General features: G+C 70.0%; 17 protein-coding genes and 1 pseudogene. 12 read left to right on the top strand and 6 right to left on the bottom strand.

What is annotated here, in order from left to right; all coding sequences use genetic code 11:
* Positions 1-3 precede the first annotated feature (3 nt).
* On the top strand, positions 4-1,362 hold the full coding sequence (locus tag AB0I18_RS30000) for a CHAT domain-containing protein (RefSeq protein WP_363108745.1): 1,359 nt from the start codon (positions 4-6) through the stop codon (positions 1,360-1,362).
* 5 nt (positions 1,363-1,367) lie between these two features.
* A complete protein-coding gene (locus AB0I18_RS29995) occupies positions 1,368-2,339 on the top strand; it encodes a hypothetical protein (protein WP_363108744.1) in 972 nt (323 codons plus the stop codon).
* Between the two features lie 33 nt (positions 2,340-2,372).
* Here AB0I18_RS29995 and AB0I18_RS29990 read toward each other — a convergent pair whose 3' ends face one another.
* Both AB0I18_RS29990 and mca read right to left on the bottom strand, forming a co-directional pair.
* On the bottom strand, positions 2,373-2,642 hold the full coding sequence (locus tag AB0I18_RS29990; protein WP_363108743.1) for a hypothetical protein: 270 nt from the start codon (positions 2,640-2,642) through the stop codon (positions 2,373-2,375).
* The gene (gene mca / locus AB0I18_RS29985) at positions 2,635-3,495 is read right to left on the bottom strand and encodes a mycothiol conjugate amidase Mca (protein WP_363108781.1); all 861 of its coding nucleotides are present in this window, start codon (positions 3,493-3,495) and stop codon (positions 2,635-2,637) included. The genes AB0I18_RS29990 and mca overlap by 8 nt, the downstream gene beginning before the upstream one ends.
* Positions 3,496-3,642: 147 nt before the next feature.
* On the opposite strand from mca, the gene AB0I18_RS29980 reads away from it, so the two are divergent.
* Positions 3,643-4,035 (top strand): DUF4307 domain-containing protein, encoded by a 393-nt coding sequence (locus tag AB0I18_RS29980; RefSeq protein WP_363108742.1) that lies wholly within the window; start codon positions 3,643-3,645, stop codon positions 4,033-4,035.
* Positions 4,036-4,224: 189 nt separating this feature from the next.
* Complete coding sequence (gene greA / locus AB0I18_RS29975) at positions 4,225-4,722, top strand: transcription elongation factor GreA (RefSeq protein WP_363108741.1); 498 nt, start codon at positions 4,225-4,227, stop codon at positions 4,720-4,722.
* 106 nt (positions 4,723-4,828) lie between these two features.
* On the opposite strand, the gene AB0I18_RS29970 is transcribed toward greA, so the two are convergent.
* The 3 genes from AB0I18_RS29970 to ilvA all read right to left on the bottom strand — a co-directional run bounded on the left by AB0I18_RS29970 (position 4,829) and on the right by ilvA (position 8,108).
* Positions 4,829-5,674 carry an ABC transporter permease gene (locus AB0I18_RS29970; RefSeq protein ID WP_363108740.1) on the bottom strand — a complete coding sequence of 282 codons (846 nt, stop codon included), beginning with the start codon at positions 5,672-5,674 and terminating at the stop codon, positions 4,829-4,831.
* Positions 5,671-6,690 carry an ATP-binding cassette domain-containing protein gene (locus AB0I18_RS29965; protein ID WP_363108739.1) on the bottom strand — a complete coding sequence of 340 codons (1,020 nt, stop codon included), beginning with the start codon at positions 6,688-6,690 and terminating at the stop codon, positions 5,671-5,673. The genes AB0I18_RS29970 and AB0I18_RS29965 overlap by 4 nt, the downstream gene beginning before the upstream one ends.
* A gap of 188 nt (positions 6,691-6,878) precedes the next feature.
* On the bottom strand, positions 6,879-8,108 hold the full coding sequence (gene ilvA, locus AB0I18_RS29960) for a threonine ammonia-lyase (protein WP_363108738.1): 1,230 nt from the start codon (positions 8,106-8,108) through the stop codon (positions 6,879-6,881).
* 162 nt (positions 8,109-8,270) lie between these two features.
* Between ilvA and AB0I18_RS29955 the strand changes: the two genes are divergently transcribed.
* The 3 genes from AB0I18_RS29955 to AB0I18_RS29945 all read left to right on the top strand — a co-directional run bounded on the left by AB0I18_RS29955 (position 8,271) and on the right by AB0I18_RS29945 (position 9,714).
* Entirely contained in the window at positions 8,271-8,771 is a 501-nt protein-coding gene (locus AB0I18_RS29955; RefSeq protein WP_363108737.1) for a MarR family transcriptional regulator, read from the top strand.
* A 185-nt stretch (positions 8,772-8,956) separates the two neighbouring features.
* Entirely contained in the window at positions 8,957-9,466 is a 510-nt protein-coding gene (locus tag AB0I18_RS29950) for a sigma factor-like helix-turn-helix DNA-binding protein (RefSeq protein WP_363108736.1), read from the top strand.
* Positions 9,467-9,471: 5 nt separating this feature from the next.
* On the top strand, positions 9,472-9,714 hold the full coding sequence (locus AB0I18_RS29945; RefSeq protein WP_363108780.1) for a hypothetical protein: 243 nt from the start codon (positions 9,472-9,474) through the stop codon (positions 9,712-9,714).
* A gap of 47 nt (positions 9,715-9,761) precedes the next feature.
* Here the strand turns inward: AB0I18_RS29945 and AB0I18_RS29940 are convergent, their stop codons facing one another.
* Positions 9,762-10,916: a cystathionine gamma-synthase gene (locus AB0I18_RS29940; protein ID WP_363108735.1), complete on the bottom strand. Its 1,155-nt coding sequence runs from the start codon at positions 10,914-10,916 to the stop codon at positions 9,762-9,764.
* A gap of 132 nt (positions 10,917-11,048) precedes the next feature.
* Between AB0I18_RS29940 and AB0I18_RS29935 the strand changes: the two genes are divergently transcribed.
* The 5 genes and pseudogenes from AB0I18_RS29935 to AB0I18_RS29915 all read left to right on the top strand — a co-directional run.
* Positions 11,049-12,170, top strand: a complete 1,122-nt coding sequence (locus AB0I18_RS29935; protein WP_363108734.1) for a hypothetical protein — start codon at positions 11,049-11,051, stop codon at positions 12,168-12,170.
* 104 nt (positions 12,171-12,274) lie between these two features.
* Positions 12,275-12,997 carry a peptide-methionine (S)-S-oxide reductase MsrA gene (gene msrA, locus AB0I18_RS29930; RefSeq protein ID WP_363108733.1) on the top strand — a complete coding sequence of 241 codons (723 nt, stop codon included), beginning with the start codon at positions 12,275-12,277 and terminating at the stop codon, positions 12,995-12,997.
* 130 nt (positions 12,998-13,127) lie between these two features.
* A complete protein-coding gene (locus AB0I18_RS29925; RefSeq protein WP_363108732.1) occupies positions 13,128-13,754 on the top strand; it encodes a DUF4291 domain-containing protein in 627 nt (208 codons plus the stop codon).
* A gap of 49 nt (positions 13,755-13,803) precedes the next feature.
* On the top strand, positions 13,804-14,475 hold the full coding sequence (locus tag AB0I18_RS29920) for a hypothetical protein (protein ID WP_363108731.1): 672 nt from the start codon (positions 13,804-13,806) through the stop codon (positions 14,473-14,475).
* Positions 14,476-14,511: 36 nt separating this feature from the next.
* Positions 14,512-15,266: pseudogene (locus AB0I18_RS29915) on the top strand (transposase); the annotation flags it as partial.

The raw sequence follows: 15,266 nt of genomic DNA, 5'->3' as shown, positions 1-15,266 counted from the left end.
GCCATGAGCACGGAACTCCGGGTCCGCGTCGTCCAGGACCCCAGCCAGAGCTTCACCACCCTCCCCGACGAGCTGACCCGTGGCCCGGACATCACGGTCTGCCTCGACATCCTGGCCGGCGACCGCGTCAGGGCACGGCTGTACGGCCCCGCCGTACCGTCCCTCCACGGCACCGAGCACCGCGCCGACCTGACGGTCCGCCCCACCGAGGTGCGTACGGCCGCGGCCCGCCTGTGCCGGCTCTGGAAGGAACTCCTGGTCGACTTCCGCCCCTCGACGGACGACGGCCGCCCCGCACCGGGCACCCCCGAGCAGCCGTACGCCGCCCTCGTGGACCTGAGCACGCGCCCGCCCGCCGAGCTCCACGGCATCCTCGAAGAACTGGCCCTCGCGGGCTCGGAGCTGCTGTTCGAAACGCTGCTCGGCGGCACCGACCCACGCGTCCGCCGTTTCCGTACGTACCTGGCCGGGGCGCTCTCCGCCGGCGAGGGCCTGCGCGTCCGGTTCGACTCGGAGCTGTACGTACCGTGGCCGATGGTGTGCCTGCGGCCGGAGGACCCGGCAGCTCATGACCAGGACCACGACGAGGACCCGGCCGCGCTTCTCGCCCGCTTCCTCGGCCACCGCCACCAGATCGAGCAGACCGGCGGCGCCTACCCCTGGCTGGTCGGCCGTCATCAGCCCCCGGCCGTGCCCTCCGTCAGCCTCAACCACGACTCACGGGTCGACCGCCAGGGCCGTACCAGGGCGGCCGAGATCGCCGCGGTCCTCGCCGCGAACACCCGTTTCGTGGAACGTACGACGCGCGCCGAACTGGTGCGGGCGCTGGCGGACAGCGGCCTGGAGGAGCACCTGATGTACTTCTGGTGCCACGGCCACTTCATACCCAACGGGTCCCAGCCGGCCTGCCTGGCAGTGCGGTTGAGCGACCGGACTCCCATCGACGCGCAGACCGTGCGCGACCGCCGGCGGCGCTTCGGCGAGGACAGCCCGTTCCAGCCGTTCGTGATCCTCAACGCCTGCCACGCGGGAGTCCCCGAGGGCGGCGGCGACCTGGCGTTCCTGGGCCGCGCGCTGATCCACGCGGGCGCGCGGGGCGTGCTGGGGCCGCAGATCGAGATGCCGCAGCTATTCGCGGCCGAGTACGCGCTGGAGTTCGTGACCCGCTATCTGCGCGGCACGGAGACTGCCGGGGAGATCGCCCACGCGGTCGCCCGCCACTTCGCCGACAAGCTGCTCAACCCGCTGGGCTTCGCGTACGCGCTGCACTGCGGCATGGACACCCGCCTGGAGCGGGCCGACGTCCAGGCCGCGGAGAGCGGCCGGGAGAACTCCGTACGAGCTCCGGGCACCACACCGTGAACACCGTGCACCTCGTCGACCTGGCCACCGACGGCCGGCTGCTGGAGGAGACCGCCGCCGGCCCACGCCCCGTTCCCGCCGGCCGGCTGGACGACCACTTCGCCGAGGAGCTGGCCCCGCCCGAGTGGGCCACGGATCTGCTGGTCTACGTCCACGGCTGGCAGACCGGTCCGGAGTCGGCGCTCCGGACGGTCCATCGGCTGCTGGACCTGACGACCGCCCAGTACGAGCGCCATCCGGCGCTGTACCGGCGACTGAGACCGTGGCGGCCCTGGACGGTCCTCGTCCGCTGGCCCTCGCGCTCGCTGCCCTCTCTCGGCGGCTACCGGCGCATCCGCGACCGCGCACACGCCATGAGCACGGACGCCGGTCACGCGGCCCGTGTCATCGGCCGGCTGCTGGGCTACCTGGACGCCCACCGCGGGGACCCGGCGGCCGAACCGGTCCTCGCCAACCGCGACGGCCAGTACCTCCACCTCGTCGGCCACTCGTTCGGCTGCCGTTTCCTGTGCGAGGCGGTGCAGTGGGCGGCGGACGGACCGGCGACCCTGGGCTGGAGCACACCGGAGCCGCCGGACCGGCCCTTCACGGTCGACTCGATGCTGCTGCTGCAGATGGCGGCCCCGCGCGACGCCTTCGCCACGACCTTCACCACGCTGGCCCTGGCACCCCTGCGCGGCCCGGTGGTGGCCACGTACTCCTCACACGACCGCGCCACCGGCTTCTGGCATCTGCGGGCCGAGAAACGCGTCGGCATCGGTCACACGGGCATCGGCCCGGCCCCCGCCCCGGTGTCCTACCTGCGCATGCTGCGCCCCGAGGACCCGTACCCGCACGCCGCGCTGGACCACAGGTTCGTCAGCGTCGACGCGAGCGGTGTCTTCGTCCGCGGCAACGGGCCGGCGGGGGCGCACTCCGACCATCTGCATCCGGAGTCCGCCCACCTGCTGCTGTCCCTTGCCGACCATTCACGCTGAACGGCCGCCGCTCCGGCCGGGGCCCGGCCGGCCTCAGCCCTTCGCGGGCGAGGCCTTCCCCGTCCCGCCGGAACCGGCCGCACTGGACGCCTTGCCGGAGGCACCCGGCTCCGGGTCCTCCGCGAAGTCGACCTTCTTCATGTGCCGGTTCATCGACTTCATCAGCCCCCACACCGCCAGGGCCATCACCGCGAAGACGATGAAGCCGAGGACACCGGGGGTGACCTTGTTCTCGTCGACCTCCTTGGCGAGGGGGACGAGGTGCGTCATTGCCAGGCTTGCGCTTGCGCTCATGTCAAGCATTGTCGCGGATGCCCGCAAAGAGGTCGTCCTCGGGGAGGGACGTATCGACGAGGGACTTCGCCAGCTCGTACTCCTCCGTCGGCCAGACCTCCTTCTGGATCTCCATGGGGACCGTGAACCAGCCGCCGTCGGGGTCGATCTGCGTGGCGTGGGCGATGAGCGCCTTGTCGCGGATCTCGTAGAACTCGGCACACGGGACGTGCGTCGTCAGCGTGCGCTCGGTGCGCTCGAACTCGTCCCAGCGCTTCAGCCAGTCCGCGTACGGCGACTCCAGGCCGCGCGACAGCAGGGCCTCGTGCAGCGCCTCGGTGCGCGGGCGGTTGAAGCCCTGGTTGTAGTACAGCTTCTGCGACTGGAAGGCCGGGCCGAACTCCGACTCCGGGTACTTCTCCGCGTCCGCCGCGCCCTCGAACGCCACCATCGAGATCTTGTGGGTCATGATGTGGTCCGGGTGCGGGTACCCGCCGTTCTCGTCGTACGTGGTGATCACCTGCGGACGGAAGGAGCGGATCTTGCGGACCAGCTCACCCGCCGCCTTGTCCACGTCCTCCAGGGCGAAGCAGCCCTCGGGCAGCGGCGGCAGCGGGTCGCCCTCGGGCAGGCCCGAGTCCACGAATCCGAGCCATTCCTGCTTGACGCCGAGGATCTCGCGGGCCTCGTCCATCTCCTTCTTGCGTACCTCGTGGATGTTCTCCTCGACGTACTTGTCCCCCTGAAGCTTCGGATTGAGGATGGAGCCGCGCTCCCCGCCCGTGCAGGTCACCACCAGCACGTCCACCCCCTCGGACACGTACTTCGCCATGGTGGCCGCGCCCTTCGACGACTCGTCGTCGGGGTGGGCGTGAACGGCCATCAGTCGCAGCTGGTCAGTCAAGACTCAATCCTCAGTAAGTCGGCGCCCCTGTGTCGGACGGCGCGATCGGCGCTTCTATAGTGACCGAATCGGTGGGCGAAAAATTCCGGGCTCCGGCCCCGCACACCCCCGACGGAAAGGACGATCATGAGTACGGTGCAGCTGCCCGAGGGCCGGTACGGCCGCTCCGCGGACGAGCGCGCCGACCACAAGCTCAAGATCGTCGGTGCCGTGCTGGGGGTGGCCCTCCTCGCCCTGATCGGCTATTTCGCGTACTACTACGTCGGCGGCAACAAGATCAGCGCCGAGGTCATCACCTTCGAGCCCTCGGACACCGCGGTTCAGGTACATCTGGAAGTGCGCAAGGACGCGGGCGTCCAGGGCTACTGCACGATCCGCTCGCAGGCCGAGGACGGCGCCGAGGTGGGCCGCCGGGACTTCCGCTTCGACCAGGACGCCACCCGCGTCGACAAGGTCCTCACGCTCCGCACGACGAGCCGCGGCACGACCGCGGAGCTCCTCGGCTGCCACGCGGACTGAAACCGGGCCGGCCGCTGACGGCATCACCCCTGCCATATGCCTGTTGACCTGCGTTGACGTAATTCTGACGGCTTATGTCCTCCCCCTTCGGGCCGCAAATTGTTAGGCTCGTGGTTTCGCCCACCCGTGAAGGAACATTCTTCTGGGTAGGGCGATGCTTTGTATTCCCAGTACCTACGAGGAGCACCTGTGACCCAGACCAGCGAGAACGTCACCTGGCTGACCCAGGAGGCGTACAACCAGCTGAAGGCCGAGCTGGAGTACCTGTCTGGTCCCGCGCGCACGGAGATCACCGCCAAGATCGCGGCCGCGCGCGAGGAGGGCGACCTGCGTGAGAACGGCGGGTACCACGCGGCCAAGGAGGAGCAGGGCAAGCAGGAGCTCCGTGTGCGCCAGCTGACCCAGCTCCTGGAGAACGCCAAGGTGGGCGAGGCTCCGGCGGCCGACGGCGCGGTCGCGCCCGGCATGGTCGTGACCATCGCCTTCGACGGTGACGAGGACGACACGATGACCTTCCTGCTCGCCTCGCGCGAGTACGCGAGCTCGGACATCGAGACGTACTCACCGCAGTCCCCGCTGGGGTCCGGCGTGAACGGCAAGAAGATCGGCCAGGACGCCCAGTACGAGCTGCCGAACGGCAAGCTCGCCGCGGTGAAGATCCTCGACGCCAAGCCGTACGCGGCCTGACTCAGCTCATCTTTGGGACCAGGACACCCGGCCCCCGGTACGAGTACCTCTCGCGCCGGGGGCTTCCCCGTGCGTGCGTCACGCCGTGCGCGTCACACCGTGTGCGTCACGCCGTCGCCGAGCGGTACTTGCGCACCGCCAGCGTCCGGAACACGACGATGATCAGGACCGAGTAGATCAGCGAGGCCCAGACCGGGTGCTGCATGGGCCAGGCGTCCGACGGTGAGACGCCCGGGTTGCCGAAGAGCTCGCGGCAGGCCTGCACCGTGGCGCTGAAGGGGTTCCAGTCGGCGACGTGCCGCAGCCACGGCGTCATCCTGCTGGAGTCCACGAACGCGTTCGAGACGAACGTGACCGGGAACAGCCAGATCAGTCCGCCGGAGGTCGCCGCCTCGGGCGTGCGCACGGACAGGCCGATCAGCGCGCCGATCCAGGTGAACGCGTACCCGGCCAGGAGCAGCAGCCCGAAGGCTCCGAGCACCTCGCCGACATTGGTGTGCGTACGCCAGCCGACCAGCAGGGCGACGACGGCCAGCACGAACAGCGTGAGCGCCGTCTGCACCAGGTCGGCGAGCGTGCGCCCGGTCAGGACCGCGCCGCGTGCCATCGGCAGGGAGCGGAAGCGGTCGATGAGGCCCTTGTGCATGTCGTCGGCGATGCCGGCTCCCGCGCCCGCGGTGGCGAAGGTGACGGTCTGCGCGAAGATTCCGGCCATCAGGAATTCGCGGTAGGTGCCGGAGTCGGTGCTGCCCCCGATGTTCATGGAGCCGCCGAACACGTACGAGAACAGCACCACGAACATGATCGGCTGGATGAGCCCGAAGATCACCATCTCGGGAATCCTGGTCATCCGAATCAGGTTCCTGCGGGCGACGACCAGGGAGTCCCGGACCGACTGGCCGAGGGAGCCCCCCGGCGCCACGGTCCGCACGGCTTCGGTCACGGCGCTCACTTGGCGGCCTCCTTCTTGCGCTTGCGCGGCTTGGCGTCCTCGACAGTGCCGTCGGCGCCGTTCTCCTCGTCCTTCTCCTCGGCGAGGTGCCCCGTCAGCGACAGGAAGACGTCGTCGAGGGTGGGGCGGCGCAGGCCGATGTCGTCGATCTCGATGCCCCGGGTGTCCAGCTCGCGGATGACCTCCGCGAGGAGCTTCGCGCCGCCGGTGACGGGCACGGTGAGCTTGCGGGTGTGCTCCTCGACGGTGGTCTCGCCCTTGCCGAAGCCGCGCAGCACCTCGGCCGCGGTCACCATGTGCTCCCGCTCGTGCACGACGACCTCGACGCGCTCCCCGCCGGTCTGCGCCTTGAGCTGGTCCGCGGTGCCGCGGGCGATGACGCGGCCGTGGTCGATGACGCAGATGTCGTGCGCGAGGTGGTCGGCCTCTTCGAGGTACTGGGTGGTCAGCAGCAGCGTCGTACCGCCGGAGACCAGGGTCTTGATGACCTCCCACAGCTGCTGGCGGTTGCGCGGGTCGAGGCCGGTCGTCGGCTCGTCCATGAACATGACCGGCGGCGAGACGACGAGCGCGGCCGCGAGGTCCAGGCGGCGGCGCATACCACCGGAGTACGTCTTCGCGGTGCGGTCGGCGGCGTCCGTGAGGTTGAACTGCTCCAGCAGCTCGACCGCGCGCACCTTCGCCTCCTTCGCCCGCATCTGGTAGAGCTGGCCGACCATGTGGAGGTTCTCGCGGCCCGTCAGGTACTCGTCGACCGCGGCGAACTGGCCGGACAGGCCGATCGAGCGCCGCACCTCGTTCGGGTGCTTCAGTACGTCTATGCCCGCGACGGTCAGCTTGCCGCTGTCCGGCCGGAGCAGTGTGGTCAGGCAGCGGACCGCGGTGGTCTTGCCCGCGCCGTTCGGCCCGAGCAGGCCGAGGACCGTGCCCTCCGGGACATCGAGATCGACGCCGTCCAGAGCCCTTACGTCACCGAAGGTCTTCACCAGACCTTCGGCGTAGATGGCGCCTGGCATGTCAGTTCTCCCAAAATCGGTTGGGGGTTCCACGGAAAGAGACTAGTTTTGCCGGGTTTCCACCGCCCGGTGGACCAGTACGGGCCGACGCGGACCGGCAGGCAATCCTGTGACGAGACACACACCATAACGCGATGTATCGCGTTTCTCAACAGATTTTTCCAAGCCGGCCGACGAGGGCCCCGACCTCAGTCGATGACCGTGTAACCCGCCTGCCGCAGCGCCAGGTTGACCTCGGCGCAGTGCTCCGGCCCCTTCGTCTCCAGGTGCAGTTCGACCTCCACCTCCGTGAGCCCGAGCCGCGGGTCGGTCCGTACGTGACTCACATCGAGGACGTTAGCGTCCACCACTGACAACACCCCGAGAAGCGTCGCCAGAGCGCCGGGCCGGTCCGTCAGCCGCAGCGTGACAGCCAGGTAGCGGCCCCCCGCCGCCATGCCGTGCCGCAGGATGCGCTGCATCAGCAGCGGATCCACGTTGCCGCCGCTCAGCACCGCCACGACCGGCCCCTCGAAGGCCGTCGGCTCGCTCAGGATCGCCGCGACGGGACTCGCCCCGGCGGGCTCGACGACCAGCTTGGCCCGCTCCAGACAGAGCAGCAGCGCGCTGGACAGAGCGTCCTCGGAGACCGTACGGACCTCGTCCACCAGGCCGCCGATGATCCCGAACGGCACGTCACCGGGCCGCCCGACCTTGATGCCGTCGGCCATCGTCGCCGGGTTCTCGATCGACACCGGGCGCCCCGCCGCCAGCGAGGGCGGATACGCGGCCGCGCCCGCCGCCTGCACCCCCACGATCCGCACGTCCGGCCGGAGCGCCTTCACCGCGACCGCGATGCCCGCGGCGAGACCGCCGCCGCCGATCCCGACGACGATCGTGCGCACCTCGGGGCACTGCTCCAGGATCTCCAGACCGACCGTGCCCTGCCCGGCGATGATGTCCGGGTGGTCGAAGGGGTGGATGAAGACGGCGCCCGTCTCGGCCGCGTACTCCTGCGCCGCGGCCAGCGTCTCGTCCACCACCGTCCCGTGCATCCGCACCTCGGCGCCGTAGTGCCGGGTCGCCGCGATCTTCGGCAGCGGGGCACCCGTGGGCATGAACACCGTGGAACGCACGCCGAGCAGCGTGGAGGCCAGCGCCACACCCTGCGCGTGGTTCCCGGCACTCGCGGCGACCACCCCCGCCGCCCGCTCCTCGGGAAGCAGCCCGGCGATCCGCACGTACGCGCCGCGCAGCTTGAACGAACCCGTCCGCTGGAGGTTCTCGCACTTGAGGTGGACCGGCGCCCCCACCAGCCCGGACAGGTGCCGGCTGCCCTCCATGGCGGTCATCCGCGCCACGCCCGTGAGCATCTTCTGGGCGCCGCGCACGTCGTCGAGGGTCACCAGCGGCAAGGAGTCAGCCGTGCGGTAGCTCATGACCACCAGTCTCGCAGTTCACACGGCGCCACACCGGGCGTGACCAAGGTCCGAGACTGGTTTGCGCAGCGTCGGTACGGCCCGCCTCCCGTCCGCGTACTCTGTCCCCCAACCCAGCCCCACGCATGAATAGAGCCCCCGGCCATGCCCACAACACCTGAAATGTCGATGGACATGACGACCGTCGGTGACACCGGTCTTCTCGAAACACTGCAGCACGAGGTCGCGGTGTTCGCCCGCCGTGCCGAACAGACCCGGCTCGGCGGGGTCGGCCAGGTGCGCAACTCCATGGACCGAGCCGCGTATCTGCTGCTCAACCGCCTCGACAAGGAGGGGCCGATGGGCGTCAAGGCACTCGCCGCGAGCATGGGCATCGACTCCTCGACGGTCACCCGCCAGGTGGCCCCGCTCGTCGACACCGGGCTAGTCAAGCGCACCTCGCACCCCGAGGACGGACGCGCCGTGGTGCTCCAGCTGTCCCCGCGCGGGCTCTCCCGCCTGGAGGAAGTACGGTCCTCCAGGCGTCAGTTGATGTCCGAGCTGACCGAGGACTGGGCGCCGGAGGAGCGCGAGGCGTTCTGCACGCTCCTGACGCGCTTCAACGTCGCGCTGTCCGAGCGGATGGCCGCGTCGCCGTCCGTGGAGGCCCCGGCGTCCTCCTGAGCGCCCCGCACCGCCCCGCCCCGTGTCACGTTGCCGCCGCCGGGACCGCCTCCCAGCGCAACGCCTTCTGCCGGAGTCTTGACCAGGGACCCGTGCCCGGTCTCATATGAGACCGGGCCCTGTCGTACGCGACCGTCCTCGTCGTACGCCTCCGGGGGCCCGGTTTTCCCCAGTCGGGAGGCGCGGTGCGAGAGCGGCAGGCGTCCCAGAACGCCCGCCGGGCCCGGGAGTTCGAGGCGTTCGTCGCGGGCGCGGCAGGGCGGCTGCTGCATGCCGCCACGCTGCTGACGGCGGAGCCCCCTGACGACAACCCGCGCGCGCGGCACCTGCTCACGGTGGCCCTGGCCCATACGTACGCCACCTGGGACCGGCTGCACGGCGAGGACCCGTACGACCGGACCCGGCAGCACCTGGCCGTGCGCTTCGCGCGCGTGGCCTGGCATCAGTACGGCGCCCTCGGCTGGGCGCACCCCCGTGGCCGCCCGAAATCCGGCGGCGTACTGCACCGGCTCGCTCCCCAGGAGCGCCTCATCCTCGTGCTGCGCATGTACGAGGGCGTCGCCGAGGAGCAGGCGGCGGCGCTGCTGGGACTGCCCAAGGAGCGCGTACGGGCGATCTGTGAGCGCGCCATGGCGACGCTGCTGCATCCGCCGCGGGAGCCCGCTCCGGCGATCGTGAAGGTGGCGCCGTCATGAGCGCGATGAGCCGCAAGGAAGCCGAGGTCCGCCGGATCCTGGAGGCGCCGCAGCCGTCCGTACCGCCCGAGCTGTACGGGGACGTGGTGCGCCGGGGCGGGCGGATGCTGCACCGCAGGAGGGCGGCCCGGCGGCTGATGTGGCTGCTGCTGTTCGCGGCGGCCGTCGCCTTCGTGGTGTGGGCGTCGATGGCCCGGCCGTGGGTGGAGCCGCCGTCGGAGACGACTCCACCACTGACGGGCTGGTAGGGCTTTTCGGCGTCCAGGGCCTTCCGGCGTCCAGGGCTTTCCGGCGTCTAGCCGAGGGCCTGCTGGAGGTCCTGGAGCAGGTCGTCGACGTTTTCGATGCCTACGGAGAGGCGCACCAGATCGGCGGGCACCTCCAGGGCCGAACCGGCCACGGACGCGTGCGTCATCCGCCCCGGGTGCTCGATCAGGGACTCGACGCCGCCCAGGGACTCGCCCAGGGTGAACACCTTGGCGCGGTCGCAGACCGCCACGGCCGCCTCCTCGCCGCCCTCCACCTGGAAGGACACCATGCCGCCGAACGCCTTCATCTGCTTCGCGGCGACCTCGTGGCCGGGGTGTCCCGGGAGGCCCGGGTAGAGAACGCGCGTCACGCGCGCGTGCCGGGTGAGCATGTCGGCGACCTTGGTGGCGTTCTCGCTGTGCCGGTCCATGCGGACGGCGAGCGTCTTGATGCCGCGCAGCACCAGCCAGCAGTCCATGGGCCCGGCGACCGCGCCCATCGCGTTCTGGTGGTACGCCAGCTCCTCGCCGAGCTCCTGGTCACCGACGACGAGCGCGCCGCCGACGACGTCCGAGTGACCGCCCATGTACTTGGTCAGCGAGTGCACGACGACGTCCGCGCCGAGCGCGAGCGGCTGCTGGAGGTAGGGGCTGGCGAAGGTGTTGTCGACGACCAGCTTGGCGCCGGCCTCGCGCGCGATGTGGGACAGCGCGGCGATGTCACTGATGCCGAGGAGGGGGTTGGAGGGCGTCTCCACCCAGACGGCCTTGGTCTTCGGGGTGATGGCGGCCCGAACGGCCGCCGGATCGCTGGTGTCGGCCACGGACCACTCGACACCCCACCGCGAGACGACCTTCGCGAAGAGACGGAACGTACCGCCGTACGCGTCATTGGGGATGACCACGTGGTCGCCCGGGCTGAGCAGCGTACGCAACAGGCAGTCCTCGGCAGCCAGTCCGGACGCGAACGCGAGCCCACGGCGGCCGCCCTCCAGGGCGGCGAGGTTCTCCTCCAGGGCGGTCCTGGTGGGGTTGGCGCTGCGGCTGTACTCGTAGCCGCCACGCAGTCCGCCGACGCCGTCCTGCTTGTAGGTCGAGACCTGGTAGATCGGCGGGACGACCGCGCCGGTGAGGGGATCGGCGGTGTTGCCCGCGTGGATCGCCACGGTTTCGAAGTGCTGGCTGATGTGCCTGTCGCTCATGGGCACCGAGGGTAGTGCGCTCGCGGGCTTCGTGACGGCGGACGCCGTCGGCCGGGGCGGCCAGAGGGCGTCCGGGCGGCTTTGTCCCGACCAGGTTGGCCAAATGTCGGACCCGTCTGGTTCGCTTGGGGTATGGAGATTCTCTGGTTCCTGATGGCGCTGGTCATGCTGGGCTTCGTCATCGGGCCGATCATGATGCGCAGGCGTGCCGGTGGTATCCAGCAGGTCTCCCCCGGAGACCCGGACGCCGCCGACCCGGCGAACTACGGCTTCCTGCGCGAGGAGGAGCTGGACATCCGCATGCCAGGACCCGACCAGGACCTCCTGGAGGTGCTGGACCTGGTGCAGCAGAGCCAGGACTACCGGGCGGCGTCCCAGCTCCTCGCCGGCACCGAGACGGACGGGGAGCGACGCTGGCAGCGCGTGCAGGCCTTCGCGGGCGCCGCCTCGCTCGAACTGCAGCGACGCCCCGGCGGGGTGAGCGAGAACCCCGGCGGGCAGTGGCTGCGGGTGTGGCGGACCGAGAAGCCCAAGGACGCGGGCGGCGCCGCCGTGCACGCGGAGTTCCTGGTGCAGCAGGCGTGGCGTACGTCGACGCCGGGGACGGACGAGTTCCGGATCATCATGGAGGAGGCACGGTCCGCCTGCGGCGAGGCCGCCCTGCTCTCCCCCGGTGACCCGATCCCGTACGTCATCGAGCTCTCCGTGGCCCGGGGACTCGCGTACTCCCAGCCGGAGTTCGAGAAGCTCTGGCTGAAGATCCTGGACCGCGCGCCCGCGCACATGGGAGCGCATCTGGCGGCGCTGCACTACTGGTGCGAGAAGTGGCACGGCACGCGTGAGACGGCGTACTCCTTCGCGGAGGCGGCCGCGGCCCGGGCCCCCCAGGGTTCCCTCCTGGCCGCGATGCCCCTCTTCGCGGTCTTCGAGCACCTCCCCGAGGTGAACCTGGTCAGCAGCTTCTACCAGAGCGAGGTCGTGACCAAGGCGGTCCACGGCGCGCTCTTCGCGGTCCACGCCGCCCGCCCCGACGACCCGATGCTCGCCCACGTCCGCCACCTGCTGGTCTTCTTCCTGGTCCGCGGCGAGCGCTGGGCCGAGGCGATGCACCAGCTCGTCCAAGTCGACGGCCACGTGGGCGCCCTGCCGTGGACCCTGACGCGGGATCCGGCATCGGACTACGCGGTGTACCGGGCACTGGCGGTGGCGGGGTACGAGGCGAACGGGGGGAGCCCGGCGACGCTGTCCCACTGATGTGCCACTGATGTCCCACTGAGCGGCCCGCCGGGAATGCCGGTCGGAATGTTGTCCAGGGCTCGAACGTTCCGCTGACCGGCCCCCAACGCCGAGGAGACCGCATGTTCCCGCACAGCCGCACGCCGCGGTTGCCCACCGCCGAGCAGGCCTTGCGCGGCCGCCCCGATCCGACGTTCCCCGTCCCCGAGCGGCACACCGTTCTCGGCACCCGGCTTCTCGGCCCCTACCCCGAGGGCCTGGAGATCGCCGACTTCGGCCTGGGCTGCTTCTGGGGCGCCGAGCGCAAGTTCTGGCAGCTCCCGGCAGGCGTCCACACGACGCTGGTCGGCTACCAGGGCGGCTTCACCGAGCACCCGACGTACGAGGAGGTCTGCTCGGGCCTGACGGGCCACACCGAGGCGGTCCGCGTGGTCCACGACCCCACCGTGATCTCGTACGAGGAACTCCTCAAGCTCTTCTGGGAGTCCCACAATCCCACCCAGGGCTTCCGCCAGGGCAACGACGTCGGCACCCAGTACCGCTCGGCCATCTACACCCACACCTCCGCCCAGGCAGCCACGGCCGAGGCGTCCCGCGCCGCATACCAGCAGGTCCTGACGGGCTCGGGCTACGGCACGATCTCGACGGAGATCCTGCCTGCGGAGGGGCGGACCTTCTACCCGGCTGAGGGGTACCACCAGCAGTATCTTTCGGGCAGCAAAAACCCGGACGGGTACTGCGGGTTGGGCGGGACGGGGGTCAAGCTGGGTGACCCGTTCGGGACGAACTGGGGTCAGTCCTGCCCGACGGGCATTGCCCCGGCGCCGGAGGCGGCGGACAAGTAGACGGCGGCGTGAGCCCTGGTGAGTGAAGAGGACGGCCGTGCCACATGGTGCTGCGGCCGCCTCTCTGATGGAGTGAGCGGCGGTCGAAAATCAGTAGCCACCGGACTCGCCCGGCCCCACGCTGTAGGCCATGGAAGAACCGCAACGCGGGATCCGTGCCGTCTACGCAGAATCCACGATCACCGTCTACCAGGCGTACTCCCCGGAAATCGGCCTGCCCGCCGTCCGCGAGGGCCGCTTTCCGGCGGTGTGGAAGCGGGATCGCATGACATGGATCAAGCCGTCGTTCCTGTGGATGATGTACCGCTGCGGCTGGGGCACGAAGCCGGGGCAGGAGACCGTGCTTGCCGTCGAGATCACTCGCGAGGGCTTCGAGTGGGCACTGCGCAACGCCTGCCTGTCGAGTTACGAACGTGGGCTGCATCCTGACCGCAGCACCTGGCAACGCCAGTTGAAGCGCGCACCGGCCCGTATCCAGTGGGATCCCGAGCGCGATCTACACCTGCGACCACTGCCCTACCGCTCACTGCAACTCGGACTCTCCGGCGAGGCCGTGCGCCGCTATGCGGACGAGTGGACCGTCTCCATCAACGACGTGACCTCACTCGCCCATGAGATCCACGCACTAGTCAGCAGCGGCGACCTGGCCTCTGCGACCCAACTGCTGCCGCAGGAACGGCAATACCCCGCCGCCGACGAACTGGCAGCCCACCTGCGCTCGCAAGGCAGCACCCATGGGTCACATGGCAGGACATAACCGGCGGGACCGGGGTGTCCTGCCCGATCGGTGTGGCGAAGGCGGACGGGTGAGCGCTGGAGTCACACCCGCGTTGTTGGCGGGGCTGTGGCAGGAACGGCGATCGTCGGGTCCACCCCTCGCCCACACGTTCCGCAGTACGTACGCGGACCGCTGGGTGCGCTTCCACAGCCTCCCTGGCTCGAAGCGCTACCCGGAGTCCGAGGACGAGTACGCGATCGTGCTGGACCGGTACAACACAGTCCTCGACGAACTGTTCACGGGCAAGGATGTGTTCGTGGTGACCATGGACTGGGCGGACACGCCGACCGGGCCCGCCGGCTACCCGACACCACGAGAGACACTGCACCCGAACGGCGTCCGCTGGTGGACCGAGTCGGAGCAGGACGACCCCGACCCGGAGTTTCACACCCACATACGTTTGTACGCCGACCAGCGCCCGTGGAGACGCGGCTGTGTCGACGAGCTGTTGCGCGCCGTCGCGGACGATCAACTCGTCGAAGTGTTCATCACCGACACGGAACTCCGACGCATCCACCACCCGTATGACGGCGGCGCGGATGTCGTACTCACAACGACCTCAGAACGAAACCGGCTGCGCGGCCAGTACACCGCTTGGCTCCCCCCAACAAGAGCAATGCTCAGGACTTGTGGATCAGCTCCTCTGGAGGATGCGCGAGGGCGTACCTCCCGAGTGAGTGATCGTCAAGTCACCGAGTAGGCCCGCGCTGTGAACGCGGGTCGGGAAGGTACGCCCGTGCTCAGCGTAGTCAACGAAGACGGCACGACCGAGGCCGGTTCCCTGATCGACGAGATCGTCCGCGACGGCGCTCGGCGGATGCCGGCCGCCGCCCTGGAGGCGGAGGTGGACCAGTACATAGCCGAGCTGGCCGGTCAGCGTGACGAGGCCGGCCGTCGGCTGGTGGTGCGTAATGGCCGCCACCGGCCGCGGACGGTGACCACGTCTGCCGGGCCCATCGAGGTGGCCGCCCCGCGTGAACGACAAGCGGGTCGACGAGGAGACGGGTGAACGTCAGCGGTTTTCCTCGAAGATCCTCGCGCCGTGGTGCCGGAAGTCCCCGAAGATCAGCGAGGTGTTGCCGCTGCTCTATCTCCACGGCCTGTCGTCGGGCGACTTCGTGCCTGCGATGGAGCAGTTCCTGGGCTCCTCGGCCGGGCTGTCGCCGGCTACGGTGACCCGGCTGACGCAGCAGTGGACCGCCGACCACACCGAGTTCCAGCACCGTGACCTGGCCGGATCCGACTACGTCTACGGCTGGGCCGACGGCGTCCATCCCAAGATCCGCTTGTCCCAGACGCACTCCTGCCTCCTGGTCCTGATCGGCGTCCGCGCCGACGGCACCAAGGAACTCATCGCGATCACCGAGGGTCTGCGCGAGTCCACCGAGTCCTGGGTGGACCTGCTGCGCGACTGTCGGCGGCGCGGGATGCACGACCCGATGCTCGTGGTCGGCGACGGCGCGATGGGCCTGTGGAGGGCGCTGGCGGAGG

This window comes from Streptomyces sp. NPDC050704 (assembly GCF_040654355.1).
GTDB lineage: Bacteria > Actinomycetota > Actinomycetes > Streptomycetales > Streptomycetaceae > Streptomyces.
Note: the sequence above shows the minus strand (reverse complement) of the source record. Positions and strands in the feature narration are given on the sequence as shown.